We start from the raw sequence: 20,015 nt of genomic DNA on the forward strand, positions 1-20,015 counted from the left end.
GAATAAGCAAAATTAAGGAGCCAGCCAGAGCAATGAAACGTCCGGACTACAGAACACTACAGGCACTTGATGCAGTTATTCGTGAACGAGGTTTTGAGCGCGCGGCGCAAAAGCTTTGCATCACGCAGTCCGCCGTCTCTCAGCGTATCAAACAGCTTGAAAATATGTTCGGCCAGCCGCTGCTGGTGCGTACCGTGCCGCCACGTCCAACCGAGCAAGGACAAAAGCTCCTCGCCCTGCTGCGCCAGGTTGAACTGCTGGAAGACGAGTGGCTGGGTGACGAGCAAACGGGCTCTACGCCGCTGCTGCTCTCTCTGGCGGTCAACGCCGACAGTCTGGCAACCTGGCTGCTGCCGGCCCTGGCGCCGGTCCTCGCGGACTCCCCTATCCGCCTGAATTTGCAGGTTGAAGACGAAACCCGCACCCAGGAGCGCCTGCGTCGCGGTGAGGTAGTTGGGGCGGTCAGTATCCAGCCTCAGGCGCTGCCAAGCTGTCTTGTCGATCAGTTAGGCGCCCTGGATTACCTGTTTGTGGGTTCAAAAGCCTTTGCGGAACGCTACTTCCCCAACGGCGTCACCCGCGCGGCGCTGCTGAAAGCCCCTGCCGTGGCGTTCGACCATCTGGACGATATGCATCAGGCGTTCCTGCAGCAAAACTTCGACCTGCCGCCGGGCAGCGTGCCGTGTCATATCGTTAACTCGTCTGAAGCCTTCGTGCAGCTTGCGCGCCAGGGCACGACCTGCTGCATGATCCCGCACCTGCAGATTGAGAAAGAGTTGAAAAGCGGTGAGCTGATTGACCTGACGCCAGGGCTGTATCAGCGCCGGATGCTCTACTGGCACCGTTTTGCGCCGGAAAGCCGGATGATGCGCAACGTCACCGACGCGCTGCTGGCGTACGGGCATAAAGTATTGAGACAGGATTAAAAAGAAAAGCCGGGTGGCGGCTACGCCTTACCCGGCCTACAGATTACTGAGCCGGTTTCGGCTGTGCTGCAACGGGTTCCAGCTGGAAGACCACATCCACCTGATCGTCGAACTGAATGGTTGGCTGCTCGTAAGTTTCCTGAGCGGACACCGGGGCGGCATCAGCCTTCATCATACGAACCATCGGGCTTGGCTGGTAGTTAGAGACGTGGTAACGCACGCTGTAAACCGGACCGAGCTTGCTCTTAAAGCCAGAAGCCAGCTGTTCCGCCTGGTGAATGGCATCATCAATCGCCGCTTTACGCGCTTCGTCTTTGTATTTCTCCGGTTGCGCAACGCCCAGCGACACGGAACGGATCTCGTTCAGGCCCGCCTTCAGCGCACCGTCCAGCAGCGAGTTAAGCTTATCCAGCTGACGCACGGTCACTTCAACGGTACGCACGGCACGGTAGCCTTTCAGGATGCTTTTGCCATTCTGGTAGTCGTAATCGGGTTGAGTACGCAGGTTCGCAGAGTTGATATCTTTTTTACCGACACCGTTCTGCTCGAGGAAAGAGAGGTATTGCGCAACGCGATCGTCAGCCTGCTTCTTGGCCGTCGCCGCATCTTTCGCCGCCACATTCACCTCAATTGCCAGGGTTGCAACATCGGGTACCGCGTCCACGCTTGCGGTGCCTGACGTGACGATGTGCGGGCCATCCGGCAATTCGCTTGCCTGCACCGACACCGCACCGAAACTTACTAATGCCGCCAGGGCCATCACTTTAAACTTCACTGTCATTCCTCCATGTTGCGAAGAGTGCCCATTAACAGGGCGCATGCCAGCAAGCTTAGCGGGTCTTGTTCAGTTGTCCATAAGACAAGGATTAGTTGAACAATTCCTGGACATGATGAATCCCCTCTTTCGCCAGCTGGAAAGCGATAAACCACATCACCAGGCCGACCAGGGTATTAATGATGCGCTGGGCTTTGGCCGTACGCAGGCGGGGCGCCAGCCATGCCGCCAGAATGGCGAGACCGAAGAACCACAGGAAAGAGGCGCTGACCGTGCCGAGCGCAAACCAGCGTTTCGGTTCAACGTCCAGTTGACCGCCCAGGCTGCCCAGCACGACGAAGGTGTCGAGATAGACATGAGGGTTTAGCCAGGTCACTGCCAGCATGGTGACGATAATCTTCCAGCGGCCCTGCTTCATGACCTCCGCGCTCGCCAGCTCGAGGTTGCTGCTCATCGCCGTTTTTAGGGCGCCGAATCCGTACCAGAGCAGAAACGCCACGCCGCCCCAGGTGACCAGCGCCAGCAGCCACGGAGACTGCATCAGCAGCGCGCTGCCGCCAAAAATCCCGGCGCAGATCAGCAGTAAATCGCTTACCGCGCACAGCAGGGCAATCATCAGATGGTACTGGCGGCGGATGCCCTGATTCATCACGAACGCATTTTGCGGGCCGAGGGGAAGGATCATGGCTGCACCTAAGGCAAGCCCTTGAAAATAATAAGATAGCATGACGATTTTCTCGCAGTGTTGTTCTGGAAGCCGACTATACTGCGCGAATTACATAAGAGGAAATGGATAATATTAATTGGGTATTAGCGGAGCTTATAAAAATAAAGCCCGGTGGCGCTAGCGCTTACCGGGCCTACGGGTGACGTTATTCTGCTTCTTTGACTTTTTTGACGTTTACGTCCATCTGCGGGTACGGGAAGCTGATGCCGTTGGCGTCGAAGTCGCGCTTAATGCGCTCCAGCACGTCCCAGTACACGTTTTGCAGATCGCTGCTTTTGCTCCAGATACGCACCACAAAGTTAATGGAGGAAGCGCCGAGTTCATTCAGGCGAACCGTCTGCTCTTTGTCTTTCAGGATACGGTCGTCTGAAGCAATGATGTTGGTAATCAGCGACTTCACCTGATCGATATCGGAGTCGTATGCCACGCTAATAATCAGTTCGTTACGACGCACCGGCTCACGGGAGAAGTTGATGATGTTGCCCGCGATAATTTTCCCGTTCGGCACGACCACGATGCGGCCATCGACGGTGCGCATGGTCGTTGAGAAAATTTGTACCTGCAGCACGGTTCCGGCAATGCCGCCAAGGTCAACGTACTCGCCGGAGCGGAACGGACGGAAGGTCACCAGCAGAACGCCTGCCGCCAGGTTTGAAAGCGAGCCCTGCAGCGCCAGACCAATAGCCAGACCGGCGGCACCGAGAACGGCGATGACAGAGGCGGTTTGCACCCCAACACGGCCCAGCGCCGCAATCAGCGTAAAGGCGATAATGCCGTAACGCACCAGTGCGGAGAGGAAGTCAGCCACCGTGGCGTCAATGTGACGGGCCAGCATCACGCGGTTAACCGTATTCGAGACAATACGCGCCACGATCATCCCGACGATGATGATGGCAATCGCCGCGACGATGTTCACGGCATAGCTCAGCAGCAGGGCCTGGTTGCGCACCAGCCAGTTACCGGCGTTATTGATGCTGTCTACAACATCGAGTTGTTCCATTTATTCTTCCTTTTGTTAAACCAAAACACAAAATCCATCCCCCATGGAGACAGGCAGGTCTGTAAAGGGTAAACAAAAAGCACTGGTTTTGCCAAACAGATCACAAAAGCAGGTCTGGCAGGGTATTGAAAAAGCATAAAAAAAGGCCCGCATTTGCGGGCCTTCTGATGCTGTTAGCAGCTCAAATTACAGAACGTCGATCGCGTTCAGTTCTTTGAAAGCCTGCTCCAGACGGGTCACCATGGACGTCTGCGCTGCGCGCAGCCATACGCGTGGATCGTAGTATTTCTTGTTTGGCTGGTCTTCGCCTTTCGGGTTGCCCAGCTGGCCCTGCAGGTAAGCTTCGTTCGCTTTGTAGTACTGCAGGATACCGTCCCAGGTTGCCCACTGGGTGTCGGTATCGATGTTCATTTTCACAACGCCGTAGCTTACGGAGTCTTTGATTTCCTGAGCAGAAGAACCGGAACCGCCGTGGAAGACGAAGTTCAGGCTGTTGTGCGGCAGGTTGTGTTTCTTGGAAACGTATTCCTGAGAATCACGCAGGATGGTTGGGGTCAGAACCACGTTACCTGGTTTGTAAACGCCGTGTACGTTACCGAAGGACGCTGCGATGGTGAAGCGTGGGCTGATTTTGCTCAGCTCGGTGTAAGCGTAATCAACGTCTTCTGGCTGGGTGTACAGTGCAGAAGCGTCCATGTGGCTGTTGTCCACGCCGTCTTCTTCACCGCCGGTGCAACCCAGTTCGATTTCCAGGGTCATGTCCATTTTGGCCATGCGCGCCAGGTACTTAGAGCAGATTTCGATGTTTTCGTGCAGTGACTCTTCAGACAGGTCGATCATGTGAGAAGAGAACAGTGGCTTACCGGTTGCCGCGAAGTGTTTTTCACCCGCGTCCAGCAGACCGTCGATCCACGGCAGCAGTTTCTTCGCGCAGTGGTCAGTGTGCAGGATAACTGGAACACCGTAGTGCTCAGCCATCTGGTGAACGTGGTGCGCACCAGAGATAGCGCCCAGGATTGCAGCACCCTGAGGAATGTCAGTTTTCACGCCTTTACCTGCGATGAACGCAGCGCCGCCGTTAGAGAACTGAACGATAACCGGTGCTTTAACTTTTGCAGCGGTTTCCAGTACGGCGTTGATGGAGTCGGTACCCACGCAGTTAACTGCTGGCAGAGCGAAGTTGTTTTCTTTAGCTACCTGGAACACTTTCTGTACGTCATCACCAGTGATAACGCCAGGTTTTACGAAATCAAAAATTTTAGACATGTTGCTTAGTCCTGTATCTTCGGCCGTTAGAAAAGGTGCGAGCTCTTAAAAGCGCGCTGAAAATTGGGCAGGTTTCCCTGCCCTTGAATGGCTTACTTCTTAGCGCGCTCTTCGAGCATTGCTACTGCTGGCAGTACTTTGCCTTCCACGAATTCGAGGAATGCGCCGCCACCAGTGGAGATGTAGGAGATCTTGTCAGCGATACCGAACAGGTCGATTGCTGCCAGGGTGTCACCACCGCCTGCGATAGAGAACGCTTCGCTGTCTGCGATAGCGTTAGCAACGATTTCAGTCCCTTTGCGGAAGTTCGGGAATTCGAACACGCCAACCGGACCGTTCCACAGGATAGTTTTTGCGTTTTTGAGGATTTCAGCCAGTTTCTGTGCAGAAACGTCGCCCAGATCCAGAATCTGCTCTTCGTCTTTGATGTCGTTTACAGACTTCAGAGTCGCGGTTGCGGTTTCGGAGAACTCGGTCGCGACGCGAACGTCAGTTGGAACCGGGATATCACAGGTACCCAGCAGGCGTTTGGCTTCGTCAACCAGGTCTGCTTCGTACAGGGATTTACCCACGTTGTGGCCCTGAGCGGCAACGAAGGTGTTCGCGATACCACCACCAACGATCAGCTGGTCAGCGATTTTAGACAGGGAATCCAGAACGGTCAGTTTGGTAGAAACTTTAGAACCACCAACGATAGCGACCATCGGACGAGCAGGTTCTTTCAGCGCTTTACCCAGCGCTTCCAGTTCGTCAGCCAGCAGAGGACCGGCACACGCAACGTCTGCGAATTTACCGATACCGTGGGTAGACGCCTGAGCACGGTGCGCCGTACCGAAGGCATCCATCACGAACACGTCGCACAGTGCAGCGTATTTTTTGGAAAGGGTTTCGTCGTCTTTCTTCTCGCCTTTGTTGAAGCGAACGTTTTCCAGAACAACCAGTTCACCGGCTGCAACGTCAACGCCGTCCAGGTAATCTTTCACCAGGCGAACCGGGTTGGACAGTTTGTCTTTCAGGTAATTAACCACTGGCAGCAGAGAGAACTCTTCGTTGTACTCGCCTTCAGTTGGACGACCCAGGTGGGAGGTGACCATCACTTTAGCGCCCTGCTTCAGAGCCAGCTCGATGGTTGGCAGAGATGCACGGATACGCGCGTCGCTGGTCACTTTGCCATCTTTAACCGGTACGTTCAGATCGGCACGGATGAAAACGCGTTTACCAGCCAGATCCAGATCGGTCATCTTAATTACAGACATGGTGAATCCTCTCGTTGATTCTTAAAGTTTTGCAGACGCACGATGCGTCTTACCTGAAACCTTGAGCAGCCATTGCTAACGTGGTGTCGAGCATTCGGTTAGCAAAGCCCCATTCGTTATCACACCAGACCAGCGTCTTGATAAGGTGTGCGCCACTAACCCTCGTTTGCGTGCCATCGACGATGGCGCTGTGCGGGTCGTGGTTAAAATCTACTGAGACCAACGGTAATTCCGTATAGTCAACTATACCATGAAATGCCCCCTGTGCCGCTTTTTGCAGCAACAGGTTGACTTCACAGGCTTTTACCGGTTTTTTCACCGTTACGCTAAGGTCGATTGCGGTGACGTTGATTGTTGGGACGCGCACGGCAATCGCTTCAAAACGGTCATTGAACTGCGGAAAAATTCGGGTGATCCCTGCCGCCAGTTTCGTATCCACCGGAATGATTGACTGGCTCGCTGCACGCGTGCGCCGTAAATCCGGGTGGTAAGCGTCAATGACCTGCTGATCGTGCATGGCGGAGTGAATCGTGGTCACGGTGCCGGACTCAATGCCATACGCATCGTCTAACAATTTGATGACCGGAATAATGCAGTTGGTGGTACAGGAGGCGTTGGAAACAATGCGGTGTTCGGCCTGCAGCTCATGCTGGTTGACGCCAAACACGACCGTCGCGTCGAGGTCGTTACTGCCGGGATGAGAAAACAGAACTTTTTTCGCGCCGGCTGTCAGATGCGCTTCGCCATGTTCGCGATTGCCATACACACCGGTACAGTCAAGTACGACATCCACACCCAGTTCACGCCAGGGTAGCCCGGAGATGCTGTTCTCATGCAGCACACGAATCGCGTCATCACCCACAAAAAGCTGATCTCTTTCCTGGCGCACATCCCAGGCAAAGCGTCCGTGGCTGGTGTCATACTTCAATAAATGCGCCATGCCCGCAGCATCCGCCAGTTCATTGATTGCCACCACGGTTATTTCCGCCCGACGTCCGGATTCATACAAAGCACGAACCACATTACGCCCGATGCGACCGAAGCCATTAATCGCTACGCGTACGGTCATAGATCTCCTGCAAAGCAATCCCTGAGTGTGAGGTGGCTGAAAGAGTAATCCAGCTACGCCCGAAGGGGAATCCTTGCTGTCACAAACTGCGATTGATTGGTCAATTGTCGAACATTTAATCGACTGAAACGCTTCAGCAAGAATAAGCGAATCGGGGAATAAAAGGAATGTCTGTCCAGATGAATAAGCGAGCTATATGACTTGCGTCACATTTTCGGTGGAATAATGACGCAAAAAAAGCCGGGTGGCGCGCTAGCGCTTACCCGGCCTACTTTCGAGCCATTTGTAGACCCGGTAAGCGTAGCGCCACCGGGCAAAACGGCGATTACAGCAGTTCTTTCGCTTTCGCGATAACGTTCTCAACGGTGAAGCCGAACTCTTCGAACAGCTGCTCTGCCGGAGCAGACTCACCGAAGGTGGTCATGCCGACGATAGCGCCGTTCAGGCCCACGTATTTGAACCAGTAGTCAGCGATACCCGCTTCCACTGCCACGCGAGCGGAAACCGCTTTAGGCAGTACGGATTCACGGTAAGCGGCATCCTGCTTATCGAACGCGTCGGTAGACGGCATGGAGACCACGCGCGCCTTCACGCCTTCGGCAGTCAGTTTTTCCCATGCGGCAACAGCCAGTTCGACTTCAGAACCGGTAGCGATGAAGATCAGCTCTGGCTGGCCCGCGCAATCTTTCAGCACGTAACCACCGCGAGCGATGTTCGCCAGCTGCTCTGGCGTACGCTCCTGCTGTGCCAGGTTCTGACGGGAGAGGATCAGCGCGGTAGGACCGTCCTGACGCTCAACGCCGTATTTCCACGCTACCGCGGATTCAACCTGGTCACATGGACGCCATGTGCTCATGTTCGGGGTCACGCGCAGAGAAGCCACCTGCTCTACCGGCTGGTGAGTTGGACCGTCTTCGCCCAGACCGATGGAGTCGTGGGTGTAAACCATCACCTGACGCTGTTTCATCAGCGCCGCCATACGCACGGCGTTACGCGCATATTCAACGAACATCAGGAAGGTAGAGGTGTACGGCAGGAAACCACCGTGCAGGGAGATACCGTTGGCAATCGCAGTCATACCGAATTCACGTACACCGTAATGGATGTAGTTACCGGCAGTGTCTTCGTTGATTGGCTTAGAACCGGACCACAGGGTCAGGTTAGATGGCGCCAGATCAGCGGAGCCGCCGAGGAATTCAGGCAGCAGAGGACCGAACGCTTCAATGGCATTCTGAGACGCTTTACGGCTCGCGATTTTAGACGGGTTCGCCTGCAGCTTAGCGATGAACTCGTTCGCTTTCGCGTCGAAGTCAGACGGCATTTCACCTTTCATACGACGGGTGAATTCAGCCGCTTCCTGTGGGAAGGCTTTCGCGTAAGCCGCGAACTTCTCGTTCCACGCCGCTTCTTTCGCCTGGCCTACTTCTTTTGCATCCCACTGAGCATAGATCTCAGATGGGATTTCGAATGCAGGGTATTTCCAGCCCAGCGCTTCGCGGGTCAGTGCGATTTCCGCGTCGCCCAGCGGCGCGCCGTGGGAGTCGTGCGTACCCGCTTTGTTCGGAGAACCGAAGCCGATGATGGTTTTGCACATCAGCAGGGACGGTTTGTCCGTCACAGCGCGCGCTTCTTCTACTGCACGTTTAATCGAGTCAGCATCGTGGCCATCAACGCCACGCACAACGTGCCAGCCGTAAGCTTCGAAACGTTTAGCGGTGTCGTCAGTGAACCAGCCTTCAACGTGACCGTCGATGGAGATACCGTTGTCGTCATAGAACGCAACCAGTTTACCCAGCTTCAGGGTACCTGCCAGGGAGCACACTTCGTGAGAAATGCCTTCCATCATGCAGCCATCGCCCATGAACGCGTAGGTGAAGTGGTCAACGATGTCGTGGCCAGGACGGTTGAACTGCGCCGCCAGGGTCTTCTCAGCGATCGCCATACCCACAGCGTTAGCAATACCCTGACCCAGCGGGCCGGTGGTGGTTTCTACGCCAGCGGTGTAGCCCACTTCCGGGTGACCTGGAGTTTTGGAGTGCAGCTGACGGAAGTTTTTCAGCTCTTCGATAGGCAGATCGTAGCCGGTGAGGTGCAGCAGGCTATAGATCAGCATAGAGCCGTGGCCGTTAGACAGTACGAAACGGTCGCGGTCAGCCCATGACGGGTTCTGCGGGTTGTGGTTCAGGAAATCGCGCCACAGGACTTCGGCGATATCAGCCATACCCATAGGGGCCCCAGGGTGGCCGGATTTGGCTTTCTGTACTGCGTCCATGCTCAGCGCACGAATAGCATTAGCAAGCTCTTTACGTGAGGACATTTTAACTCCAGATCGGACTGTTAAAGGCCATGCCCTTGACGACAGCGCGTTTTGGGCTACGCCGGAAAAAAGTGCCAACAATGTAACCCAAGCGGCATGCCATGTACATGGACCATTCTTTTGCAGCTTAAGAAATCTCTGGATCATGCTCGCATGTTGCGCAATCTACTCGCCCGGCCCTGTAGATATTCCTTATACTTAGCGCGACACCGGCTTCGCTGACGGTGCACTTTTCGGATTTTATTCAGATTAACGAGTACGGAAGCAACCTCATGAAAATGCGTGCAATAGTGCTGGCCCTGGGTACAACGCTCCTGCTGAGCGGCTGTCAGAATATGGATTCTAACGGCCTGATGACCTCAGGCGCAGAGGCCTTTCAGGCCTATTCCCTGAGCGATGCGCAGGTAAAAGCGCTGAGCGACCAGGCCTGTAAAGATATGGACGGAAAAGCCACGCTTGCGCCGGCTAACAGTACCTACACGCAGCGTCTGAATAAGATTGCTTCCGCGCTGGGCGATAACATCAACGGCCAGCCGGTGAACTACAAGGTTTACATGGCGAAAGACGTCAACGCCTTCGCGATGGCGAACGGCTGTATCCGCGTTTACAGCGGCCTGATGGATATGATGACCGACAACGAAGTGGAAGCGGTCATCGGCCATGAAATGGGCCACGTTGCGCTGGGCCACGTGAAGAAAGGGATGCAGGTTGCCTTAGGCACCAATGCCATCCGCGCAGCGGCGGCCTCAGCAGGCGGTATCGTTGGCAGCCTGTCCCAGTCACAGCTTGGCGACGTGGGTGAAAAACTGGTGAACTCCCAGTTCTCCCAGCGTCAGGAGTCCGAAGCGGATGACTACTCCTACGATCTGTTGCGCAAACGCGGCATTAATCCATCCGGTTTAGCCACCAGCTTTGAAAAACTGGCCAAACTGGAAGCAGGACGTCAAAGCTCTATGTTTGACGATCACCCTGCCTCAGAAGAGCGCGCACAGCATATTCGCGACCGTATGGCCGCAGACGGAATTAAATAATTTCAGAAGGAGGCAGTTTTGCCTCCTTTTTATTTCGCATGAATTGTTAACTTAACAGCACGTATCGATAACACCCCTGAAAGCCCCGCCAAATCTACCCTGTTACATTGAAACGTCTGGTCACATAATTATTGCAAAGGTCACTTTTTCCGGTAATTATCCCCCCTGCAGTTATTCAATTAATATATCCAGACAGAGACGTTCCCTCCGTGAAAAAAGAATTATCATTAATTGCTTTAAGTTTATTTTCCGCATTACCTGCCGCTGCAAGCCAGCAATCCGACAGCCAGGGTTTTATTGACGACAGCCATCTGGACCTGTTTTTACGCAATGCGTATATCAGCCGTGATTATCATCAGGGCCAGCAGGATAAAGCCGAATGGGGTCAGGGGATCATCGCCACGTTTGCATCCGGCTATACCGAAGGGCTGGTGGGCTTTGGTGTGGACGGTATTGCTCAATACGGCGTGCGCCTGGACGGCGGTCGCGGCAAGAGCGGCGCAGGCGGCATCGACTTCTTTAAGCAGGAAGACGACGGCCGGGCAAAATCCGATCTGGCAAAGTTTGGCGCAACCGCCAAAATGCGCATCTCGAATACCGTACTGAGCTACGGGAATCAGCGTCCTGAGCTGCCCATCGTCAATGCCGACAGCTCTCGCCTGCTCTTTGAAAGCTACACCGGCACCATGCTGACCTCAAAAGAGATCGACGGTCTGGAAATCAACGCCGGTTATTTCACCGACGAGCAGCGTAAAAGTGACGACCGCCACGACAGCGGGCTGAAGAGCCTCTCCTTCGGCGGCGCGAGCTACCAGTTCAACGATCAGTTCAGCGGCGCGTTTTACGCCTCTCACAATGAAGAGGTGATGAACAAGCAGTATCTGGGCCTGAACTTCAAACAGCCGTTCAGCACCGGGCAGCAGCTGGTGCTCGACTTCAACGGCTATAACTCCCGTCTCGATCAGAGTTACGCGGACAGCCTCGATACGGGCCGCAGCAACGCTATCTGGAGCCTGGCGGCGAGCTACATCTGGGATATTCACACGTTCAAAGTGGCGTACCAGCAGAGCAGCGGCAGCACCGGCTACAACTACGGCGGCTACCGCGACCAGGGCGGCGTAGGTGATGGCGGTAACACCATCTGGCTGGCAAACTCCTACTGGTCTGATTTTAACGGCGAAGATGAACGTTCCTGGCAGGCATCCTACGGTCTGGACTTTGGCGGCCTTGGCCTGCCGGGTCTGAGCTGGACCACCGCCTACGTGCGCGGGGACAACATCAAAACCGCGGAAACCAGCAACGGCAAAGAGCACGAGTGGTTTAACCAGATCCAGTACCAGGTGCAGGATGGCCCGGCGAAGGATCTGAAACTGAAACTGCGCTATTCCGTGCTGCGCGTCTCCAGCAACGCCAGCGACTATAACGTGGGCGGGGACGAGATCCGCGCTTACGTGGAATACCCGTTTAACGTGTTCTAAAGGCAATAAAAAACCTCTCCAGGGAGAGGTTTTTTACGCCAGAAGAGGCTTATTCGCCTTTTTTGGCTGCCTGGATGTAGAGCATTTCCAGTGCCAGGGTCGCTGCGGCCAGCGCAGTGATCTCGGACTGGTCATACGCAGGCGCCACTTCCACCACGTCCATCCCGACAATGTTGAGATCCTTCAGGCCGCGCACCAGCTTGATGGCGCGGTCTGAGGTCAGGCCGCCGATTACCGGGGTACCGGTACCCGGTGCAAATGCCGGATCGAGGCAGTCGATGTCGAAGGTCAGATACACGGGCATATCACCCACGATCTGCTTCACCTGCGCGAGGATGTCATCCACGCCGCGGTCGTTAACCTGACCCGCATCCAGCACGGTGAAGCCGTTATCTTTGTCGAACTCAGTGCGAATACCGATCTGCACGGAGTGGTTCGGGTCGATCAGACCTTCGTTCGGCGCGGTAAAGAACATGGTGCCGTGGTCAAACTCACAGCCGTTGGCGTAGGTGTCGGTATGCGCATCAAAGTGTACCAGCGCCATTTTACCGAAGTGCTTCGCGTGGGCGCGCAGCAGCGGCAGGGTCACGAAGTGGTCGCCGCCGAAGGAGAGCATGCGCTTACCGGCAGCCAGCAACTTCTCGGCGTGGGCCTGCAGCTTTTCGCTCATCTCACGCGCATCACCAAAGGCATACACCAGGTCACCGCAGTCCACCACGTTCAGGCGCTCGCGCATGTCGAAGTTCCACGGGAAACGGTTGTGCTCCCAGGCCAGGTTAGTGGAAACCTGACGGATCGCTGCCGGGCCATGACGCCCACCCGCACGGCCTGACGTTGCCATGTCGAACGGCACGCCAGTGATCACCCAGTCCGCGTCACTGTCGTACGGCTGGAAGTTCATCGGAAGGCGTAAAAAACCAAACGCGTTAGATACCAGAGAGTTATCGTACTGATGACCTAAAGTGCTCATGTCCTGTCCTCGTATCATAGATAGACGATCGTTGCTAAAGGTGAAAAAAAATCCCTTCCGCGTCGTTAAGCCCGACGAGGAAGGGATCTTTTCATATCGTAATGCTGTATGGCGCTAAGAATAGCGCCTGACTCCATTAAATTCAAGCGACTCATAAATACAAATTATATAGCCAACCCTTACCATTCATCGAATAAAACAATAGCCATAAAAATATTATAATCTTTACATTCTTAATATTTCCCCAATGAATATTTAAATGCTCCCATTACGGGCTCACCCTTTATAATTCAAGAGTAAAGCCTTTCCATAACACATTCATACATACATAAACAGCATGAGATAGTCCGAATTCGGATTTTATTTAGTTATAGCGTGTAGTTTTCTCTTTTTTTACTCCCTACAATCCCGCCGCTTTATTAAAATTTATTTCTAAATGGAATTACTTATGAACAAATATTTAAAAATTGGTCTTTTTACCATTCTGGCGGGAGCGGGTTCTGCAGCAGCGGCAGAAGATGGCACGATTACCTTTGACGGTACTATCAGTGACGCAACCTGTGCTATTACAGGCGGTGATGCACAGGGTGAATCTACCTCTCCTGATTTCACCGTGCATCTGCCAAGCGTCAGCACCACCGCGCTGGCAACAGCTGGTCAACGCGCGGGTGACACGCCATTCTTCATTAAACTGAGCGGTGCAAATTGCACCAACAACAAAGTCGCCAGCGTCTTCTTCGAACTGGCACAGAGCACCAATATCAACGCCACCACCGGTAACCTGAGAAACACCGTCACGACGGGCGGTGCCGATAAAGTTGAAATCGGTCTGTTAGATTCCAGCAAAGCGGTTATGAACCTGAACACCGCAAACAACAGCCCGAAAACAGCGACCATTACAGGTAATACCGCTCGCTTCGACTACTGGGCGCAATACGTTGCCACCGGCGGTGCGGCGACGGCCGGTAAAGTCACTACTGACGTCGTTTATTCCATTAAGTACCAGTAATACCTCTAAGCAGTGGGATTTATCCCACTGCTTTCCCTGCCACATTTAGGAACGTTGAGCCTGATGGTCAGTAATATTTTCAAAGTGATGTTAATGGTGACATTGACGTGGTTCCCCTGCGCCAACGCCACTATACAAATTTTAACGACTCGCGTGGCATTCAATGCAAACGAGAGTGAACAAACCGTTCGCGTGAATAACCTCAGCAAAAACCCGGAGCTGGTGCAGGTATGGCTTTCCAGCACCGATAAAACCGATGGAACAGAGAAGGAAAACCTTCCGTTCTTTATCAACCCTCCCGCTGCGCGCGTTAACGGTCAAAAAGGGAAAGTTTTCCGTATCTTCCAGACAGCGGAAGCCGCAGGAAAATACCCGAAAGATCGCGAAACGCTGCTCTGGCTAAACGTGCTGGATATTCCACCAGAACTGCCTGAAGAGGCGGATCAGAACCAGATAAAAATGGCGTTCCGCACAATGATCAAATTTTTCTATCGCCCAGCGGGCCTGAAGGGCAATCCCATGCAGGCGGGCGACGATCTGAAGTGGGAATTGCGTAAAGCGGCAAAAGGCTACGACGTGGTGGGAACCAATAACTCACCTTTCCACGTGAGCATGACCAGCGTCTGGCTGACGAATGCCGACAATAAAGACATCGAGATCCCGGGTGACATGATTGTCCCTTATGGAACGCTGGTTTATCACTTTCCGCAGGTCAGCGCAGTGAGCGGACGCGGCATATTTAAATACAACTATATCACTGATTTAGGCGCATATATTAAGCGCACTTATAACTTTTAATATTTTATACGTTCTACCTTTGGGAAGGTTAAATGTCAGCACGCCATAATAAATACAGGCTTCTCAAAAAAGCGAAAAGTACCCTTGGCCAGATCATTATTCTGGCATTGTGCGTTTCAGGCCAGGCTAACGCCGAAGCAGAGAAAAAAGCGGTAAACTTTTCTCGCGGCTTTATGAATTTCTATAACAGTGGGTTAGACCTTAGCCAGTTCGACGGGGTAGATAAAATCCAGCCCGGAGATTACAAACTGGAAGTATTTAGTAACCTGCGGAAATTAGGCACCTGGCCCATTTCATTTATTCCGGCAAAAAATAAGCAGGGCGTAAATGCCTGCATGACGCCGGAAATGATTATCCGCTTTGACGTCGACACCCGCAAACTGCCGGAAAACTGGAAGACGGGCGGCTGCCTGATCCTTGAAACGCTTGTGCCCGGCGCAACCGTGACCTACAACCAGGATGATGAGCGTCTGGACGTCACCGTCCCGCAGGCGATGCTGCTTAATACGCCGGAGGGATACATCAGCCCTGAGCTATGGGACGACGGTGAACCTACCCTCATGGCCTCCTATGCGCTGAGTGGTTCAAGCACGCGCAACCGTGAGTTGGGCGAAACCAGCAACTATCTCTTTGGTAACCTGCAAACGGCGATGACCCTCGGGGCGTGGCGTTTTGTGACCTATGACACTCTGAACCTCGGCAATGATATTGACGATGAGGGGGTCGATCATCTGCAGGCATTTGCCAGCCGGGGGATTGCAGCATTGCAGTCTGAAGTGGTGCTGGGCGATCTCAACACCAGCGGGGAGATGTTTGATACAACGGCCATTCGCGGCGCAAGGCTTGCCACCGACGATCGCATGCTGCCGGACTCCGTGCGCTACTACGCGCCTGTTGTACGGGGTTTTGCCAACAGCAACGCCACAGTCACCATCAAGCAGTCCGGCAGCACCCTCTACGAAAAAGTGGTGCCGCCGGGTGAGTTTGCCATCAGCGATCTCTATGCAACAGGCTACAACGGCGATCTGGAGGTCACCGTCAAAGAGACGGATGGCACCATCAACACCTTTACGGTCCCCTACTCCAGCGTTCCGCAGCTGCTGCGCGAAGGTTACTTCCGCTATTCGCTCTCGTCGGGGGAAATGCGTAATACGTATCTTGCCGATGCGCCATGGATGACCGAGGGCACGCTTCAGTACGGTCTGCTGAATAATCTGACGGGGTACGTAGGTGCGCAAACCGCGTTTGATGGCGATTACAACGCCCTGCTGGGTGGTGTGGCCATCAATACCCCGCTCGGGGCATTAGGTCTGGACGTTACCCGCTCTTATACGAACTTTAACACAGGTATGGGGAGCGATGACTGCGGTTCACTGTGTGACATGTCCCTGCGAATCAGTCTTGCTAAAAACCTTTCAGAAACCGGTACAAACTTCAGCCTGGTAGGTTACCGCTACTCCAGTAAAGATTACTACTCGCTGGCGGATGCCGTCAGCGTGAAGCAGGCGCTGGAGCACGGTAACGACCGATATTTACCCGAGCGCTACCGTGAACGCCTGGAAGCAAACATCAACCAGATGCTGCCTGCGGGCTGGGGAAGTTTTTACGTCAGTGGTTTCATCGGCAACGTCTGGAACGATGAACTGGGCCGCACGGAAAAATCCAACTACGCGCTGGGATACAACAACCGGTTTGGCACGTCGACCTGGGGTATTTCACTTGGCCGAACCAATAATGAAGACGGTGGTCATGACGATACGATCTACCTGAGCGTATCCATGCCGCTTGGCCATCGTTATGAAAAACAAGCCCGCCTGGGGGCGAACTTTAGCTACAACAGCGATGAGGCCACCATCCGCACCTCGCTCAGCGGCTCGGCTGGCGAGCGCTCACAGTATGGCTTCAGCGGCTACTTCAGCGAGTCCAGCAGGCCGGAAACCAACTTCGGTACCAACCTTTCTTACGTGGGCGATAGCGCTTCCGGCGGCGTCGCGTTCAGCCAGTCCCTCCACAGCTTCATGGGCGGTCTGAATATGAACGGTGGCGTGGTTGTGCACCGTGGCGGCATCAATTTGACCCCAACGTTAGGCGACACCATTGGCGTAATCGAGGCCAAAGGCGCTGAAGGGGCAAGAGTTTACCCTGATTCAAATGCGGTCATTAAAGATAACGGCTATGGCATTGTCGGCTATCTGACGCCTTACCGATACAACGATGTCTTCATTGATCCAAAAGGTACATCAATGAGCGTCGACGTCGAGGATACGCGTAAGAGCATTGTGCCCACCGCGGGTGCCGCCGTGCATATCAAAATGGAAACGCAGCAGAAGCAACAGACCTTTGTGCGCTTCACACATGCCTCCGGGCAGAAGATCCCCTTCGGTGCATCCATTACCGACGGTAGCGACGCCACGCTCGGTATGGTCGGCCAGGGTGGCCTGGCAATGTTGACCTTGCCTGAATCTGGCAAGCCGATCGTTATTAAATGGAATAGCAATAAGGTGATGAATACGTGCTCAGCAGAGGTCAATCACCTTTCTGATAACAGAAAAAACCGCAATATGAGTAAAGCCACCTCCTTTGATGCAATAGATATTATCTGCAAAGGCCTTTAAGAGAAAATGAATAAATACATTACGACTCTGCTTTATCTCCTTATATTATCACTGTTATGGATATTTAGCCTTGAAGTAAAAGCCTCAGCGTGCAGAATCGACGGTGTGGAAAAGGTGTTAAATATCACAGACAACATTACGCTGAACCCTGCGGATAAAGGCTCCGCAGGAACGGTATTATGGTCTAAAACCTATACCGCACCTAACATCAAATATAGCTGTGATGAATCAACGCAAACGCAGTGGCACACTGCATACAGCCGAAATTATCTCTCTTCATCGATAGATAAAGTCTATGCAACCGAAATTCCGGGCATTGGTATTCGGATGAAATGGCCAGCCAATACCGGAAACGCCTGGGTGCCGGGTAACTCCGGCTCTCCTGTGACCTGTAGTCCGAGCTGTTCAATCGATAACAGCACGGTGCTACTGGAGTTTGTTCAGACCGGCACCATTAATCAGGGTGAAACCGAGATCCCTGCCGGTGAAATGGTTAACGTAAAAGTCAAACCTTTGCTCACGCCAGAGGATGAGCTTCGTATTCTTACTATCAATTTATCAGTACCGATTAAAGTGAATACGCGTTCATGCTCCATTTATCCCTCGTCGACAAACGTCAATTTAGGGACCTACAGTATTGCCTCATTCCAGAACACACCAAATTACCAGGGCGATAAAAAAGACTTTTCTATTACCATCACGTGCCCGGAAGCGGAACAAGTTGGCTTAACTATCTCTTCTATGCTCAGGACAAAATTCGCAGAATCGAGCGGTATTCTGGGGGTGGAGACCGGCGAAGGCTACGCCCAAAACTTCGCGATTATGGTTTACGAAAAATCGAGCACGTATGTTTCAACGCCCCTTATTCTTGAGAAACTCATTGTTTTCCCGGTTTCATCCCGAGTAACGAAAAACTATCAGGCTCAGATTTACGTTCCTACAGAAGTTAATCGCGCAAATTCATTAAGTGCTGGCAGGGTGGTCGGCGCAATTCAATACACCATGGCTATACAATAATTTTCAAGGAGAGATTCGTGCTTCAGCGTTTTTCAAAATATGCGCTTTTATTAGTGCCGCTCATTCCTGCGGCTCACGCTACGGCGGCACTTCCCGGCCAGCAAAATAAACAGGAACTGGATCGTCTCGAAAGACAAACCAGCCAGGCATTAATAGAAGAAGCCAAGCGGAACGAACGGTTAATCCAGCAACAAAAAAAATTGCGTGAAGCCGGAGAAGAAACCCTGACCAGCAGCGACTCGAGCTGGCGCTTTCAGATCAATCATATCGTTATTCTTGATGATGTCCTGTTTGACGGTTCGCCACTGCGTCAGGCGATTATCGATCGCTATGAAGGCAAAATGCTCGGCAGAACAGAAATATTTGAACTGGTTAAAGAGCTGACCGATTTTTATATTTCCCGCGGTTATGCCACAACGCTTATTGGTATTGAGCCAGGGAATATCAAAACGGGTACGCTCTCTCTACGGGTGCTGTGGGGGAAAATAAACAATCTTAAGGTTAACGGGCATGAACCGTCTCTCCGTGAACGCACGCGCCTGTTCACTGCCTACCCCTTTGCGAAAGACAAGATTCTGAACATGCAGGATATCGATCAGATGGTCGAAAACCTGCTGCGCGTTTATCCCAAAGACAATATTGATATTCAGCCGTCGATTGTAAACAGCTATTCCGATCTTAATCTGCTGCACAAGCCTGAGTTCCCCCTTTCCGTTGCCGCGGGCCTTAACAACTCTGGCATTAAGGCTGACGGCTGGCAGCAGTATTATGGCAGCGTAACCGCTAAAAACATTGCCGGTATCAATGATATTTTCAACGTATATTATTCATGGAATAACCTGAAAAATAACCAGGATAATCAGGATGCGTGGTCAACGAGTTACAGCATCCCGCTGGGTTACTGGTCATTCGACGCGCTTTATTACAAATCCAGCTACGATAAAACCCTTGCCGGCAATAACGCCAGTTACGCGTCTGACGGAGATTCAGACCGCGCTTCACTGCGTATCAGCCGCATGCTGGGCCGTAACGCCACGGGTAAAACCAGCTGGTGGGCAAAAGTCGAAAGACGTAACAGCGACAACAGCATTGAAAACCACCGTATAGACGTCAGCTCTAAAACCTATACCGCGATTTCGTCAGGCGCAACGTGGGTCGGTGCCCTGATGAACGGCTGGTTCTATGGCGATGTGGGCGTGACGGCGGCGGTTCCCTGGTTCGGTTCTGCCTGGAAAAACGATGCCGATCTCAAAGGTTTTGACCTTGATTACGTCAAGTACAACGGCATTGCCAGCTGGACGCGTCCGCTTTTTCAGGCTGGCCGTCTGGGTGGCGTCTATGAACTCAACGCCGGGTTCCAGTACACCCCGCACGTCCTGGTCAGCGATGCAAAATTAACGCTGGGCGATGAATTCACCGTGCGCGGATTTAAGGACGATAGCCTGCTGGTTGATAGCGGCGGCTGGATCGCCAATACGCTGCAGTTTCCTTTTGATATTGGCATCGGCGGTATTTATCAGCTTATTCCCTATTTAGGTTATGACCTGGGGTTTGCCAAAGATAATTGCCCTAAAGGTGTCAACGTATGTGACAGCCAATTCATGATGGGTGGCTCGGTCGGAATTAAAGCTACCGGTAGCCATTTCTCAACATATGTCCTCGCGGGCTGGCCTATAAAAAAACCAGATTCACTGGAAGAGAATACCGTCGATAACACGGTCGTTTATTACAAGATGGAAGTAACTTTCTAATTTAAGGAAT

General features: G+C 53.1%; 16 protein-coding genes. 8 read left to right on the forward strand and 8 right to left on the reverse strand.

Translation table 11 applies throughout. The features are described from left to right. Positions 1-32: 32 nt before the first annotated feature. Positions 33-926, forward strand: a complete 894-nt coding sequence (gene argP, locus V1572_RS21220) for a DNA-binding transcriptional regulator ArgP (protein WP_008499727.1) — start codon at positions 33-35, stop codon at positions 924-926. A gap of 43 nt (positions 927-969) precedes the next feature. On the opposite strand, the gene V1572_RS21225 is transcribed toward argP, so the two are convergent. From V1572_RS21225 to tkt, 7 genes are all read right to left on the reverse strand, one after another. Further along, on the reverse strand, positions 970-1,701 hold the full coding sequence (locus tag V1572_RS21225; protein WP_008499728.1) for an oxidative stress defense protein: 732 nt from the start codon (positions 1,699-1,701) through the stop codon (positions 970-972). 91 nt (positions 1,702-1,792) lie between these two features. Next, entirely contained in the window at positions 1,793-2,428 is a 636-nt protein-coding gene (argO, locus tag V1572_RS21230) for an arginine exporter ArgO (protein ID WP_021242063.1), read from the reverse strand. Between the two features lie 145 nt (positions 2,429-2,573). After that, a complete protein-coding gene (locus tag V1572_RS21235) occupies positions 2,574-3,428 on the reverse strand; it encodes a small-conductance mechanosensitive channel MscS (protein ID WP_039265487.1) in 855 nt (284 codons plus the stop codon). A gap of 186 nt (positions 3,429-3,614) precedes the next feature. After that, on the reverse strand, positions 3,615-4,694 hold the full coding sequence (gene fbaA / locus V1572_RS21240) for a class II fructose-bisphosphate aldolase (protein ID WP_008499731.1): 1,080 nt from the start codon (positions 4,692-4,694) through the stop codon (positions 3,615-3,617). 92 nt (positions 4,695-4,786) lie between these two features. Beyond that, positions 4,787-5,950: a phosphoglycerate kinase gene (gene pgk, locus V1572_RS21245; RefSeq protein WP_008499732.1), complete on the reverse strand. Its 1,164-nt coding sequence runs from the start codon at positions 5,948-5,950 to the stop codon at positions 4,787-4,789. A 49-nt stretch (positions 5,951-5,999) separates the two neighbouring features. Continuing rightward, entirely contained in the window at positions 6,000-7,019 is a 1,020-nt protein-coding gene (epd, locus tag V1572_RS21250) for an erythrose-4-phosphate dehydrogenase (protein WP_045909922.1), read from the reverse strand. A gap of 325 nt (positions 7,020-7,344) precedes the next feature. Then, positions 7,345-9,336, reverse strand: a complete 1,992-nt coding sequence (gene tkt, locus V1572_RS21255) for a transketolase (protein WP_395299562.1) — start codon at positions 9,334-9,336, stop codon at positions 7,345-7,347. Positions 9,337-9,608: 272 nt separating this feature from the next. Here tkt and V1572_RS21260 point away from each other — a divergent pair, with 272 nt between their 5' ends. Both V1572_RS21260 and V1572_RS21265 read left to right on the forward strand, forming a co-directional pair. Then, positions 9,609-10,367 (forward strand): M48 family metallopeptidase, encoded by a 759-nt coding sequence (locus V1572_RS21260; protein WP_021242066.1) that lies wholly within the window; start codon positions 9,609-9,611, stop codon positions 10,365-10,367. 209 nt (positions 10,368-10,576) lie between these two features. Beyond that, positions 10,577-11,845 (forward strand): OprD family outer membrane porin, encoded by a 1,269-nt coding sequence (locus V1572_RS21265; RefSeq protein WP_032653315.1) that lies wholly within the window; start codon positions 10,577-10,579, stop codon positions 11,843-11,845. A gap of 49 nt (positions 11,846-11,894) precedes the next feature. Here the strand turns inward: V1572_RS21265 and speB are convergent, their stop codons facing one another. Next, complete coding sequence (gene speB / locus V1572_RS21270; RefSeq protein WP_008499737.1) at positions 11,895-12,815, reverse strand: agmatinase; 921 nt, start codon at positions 12,813-12,815, stop codon at positions 11,895-11,897. A 448-nt stretch (positions 12,816-13,263) separates the two neighbouring features. Here speB and V1572_RS21275 point away from each other — a divergent pair, with 448 nt between their 5' ends. The 5 genes from V1572_RS21275 to V1572_RS21295 all read left to right on the forward strand — a co-directional run bounded on the left by V1572_RS21275 (position 13,264) and on the right by V1572_RS21295 (position 20,005). Further along, complete coding sequence (locus tag V1572_RS21275; RefSeq protein WP_045909925.1) at positions 13,264-13,824, forward strand: fimbrial protein; 561 nt, start codon at positions 13,264-13,266, stop codon at positions 13,822-13,824. A 63-nt stretch (positions 13,825-13,887) separates the two neighbouring features. Next, a complete protein-coding gene (locus V1572_RS21280; RefSeq protein WP_196365315.1) occupies positions 13,888-14,622 on the forward strand; it encodes a molecular chaperone in 735 nt (244 codons plus the stop codon). Between the two features lie 32 nt (positions 14,623-14,654). After that, entirely contained in the window at positions 14,655-17,237 is a 2,583-nt protein-coding gene (locus V1572_RS21285; protein WP_395299563.1) for a fimbria/pilus outer membrane usher protein, read from the forward strand. A 105-nt stretch (positions 17,238-17,342) separates the two neighbouring features. After that, complete coding sequence (locus V1572_RS21290; RefSeq protein WP_231597130.1) at positions 17,343-18,254, forward strand: fimbrial protein; 912 nt, start codon at positions 17,343-17,345, stop codon at positions 18,252-18,254. 17 nt (positions 18,255-18,271) lie between these two features. Beyond that, positions 18,272-20,005, forward strand: coding sequence for a ShlB/FhaC/HecB family hemolysin secretion/activation protein (locus V1572_RS21295; protein ID WP_395299564.1), 1,734 nt, complete (start codon positions 18,272-18,274; stop codon positions 20,003-20,005). Positions 20,006-20,015 lie beyond the last annotated feature (10 nt).

The sequence above is a fragment of the Enterobacter quasiroggenkampii genome (assembly GCF_043972695.1).
In the GTDB taxonomy this organism is placed as follows: Bacteria; Pseudomonadota; Gammaproteobacteria; order Enterobacterales; family Enterobacteriaceae; genus Enterobacter; species Enterobacter quasiroggenkampii.

What these genes read in the sequence shown, in the direction of transcription:
- fbaA (WP_008499731.1), bottom strand. Translation starts at nt 4,694, where the DNA reads ATGTCTAAAATTTTTGATTTCGTAAAACCTGGCGTTATCACTGGTGAT.
- V1572_RS21260 (WP_021242066.1), top strand. Translation starts at nt 9,609, where the DNA reads ATGAAAATGCGTGCAATAGTGCTGGCCCTGGGTACAACGCTCCTGCTG.
- V1572_RS21275 (WP_045909925.1), top strand. Translation starts at nt 13,264, where the DNA reads ATGAACAAATATTTAAAAATTGGTCTTTTTACCATTCTGGCGGGAGCG.
- V1572_RS21280 (WP_196365315.1), top strand. Translation starts at nt 13,888, where the DNA reads ATGGTCAGTAATATTTTCAAAGTGATGTTAATGGTGACATTGACGTGG.
- argP (WP_008499727.1), top strand. Translation starts at nt 33, where the DNA reads ATGAAACGTCCGGACTACAGAACACTACAGGCACTTGATGCAGTTATT.
- pgk (WP_008499732.1), bottom strand. Translation starts at nt 5,950, where the DNA reads ATGTCTGTAATTAAGATGACCGATCTGGATCTGGCTGGTAAACGCGTT.
- V1572_RS21285 (WP_395299563.1), top strand. Translation starts at nt 14,655, where the DNA reads ATGTCAGCACGCCATAATAAATACAGGCTTCTCAAAAAAGCGAAAAGT.
- tkt (WP_395299562.1), bottom strand. Translation starts at nt 9,336, where the DNA reads ATGTCCTCACGTAAAGAGCTTGCTAATGCTATTCGTGCGCTGAGCATG.
- V1572_RS21235 (WP_039265487.1), bottom strand. Translation starts at nt 3,428, where the DNA reads ATGGAACAACTCGATGTTGTAGACAGCATCAATAACGCCGGTAACTGG.
- speB (WP_008499737.1), bottom strand. Translation starts at nt 12,815, where the DNA reads ATGAGCACTTTAGGTCATCAGTACGATAACTCTCTGGTATCTAACGCG.
- argO (WP_021242063.1), bottom strand. Translation starts at nt 2,428, where the DNA reads ATGCTATCTTATTATTTTCAAGGGCTTGCCTTAGGTGCAGCCATGATC.
- epd (WP_045909922.1), bottom strand. Translation starts at nt 7,019, where the DNA reads ATGACCGTACGCGTAGCGATTAATGGCTTCGGTCGCATCGGGCGTAAT.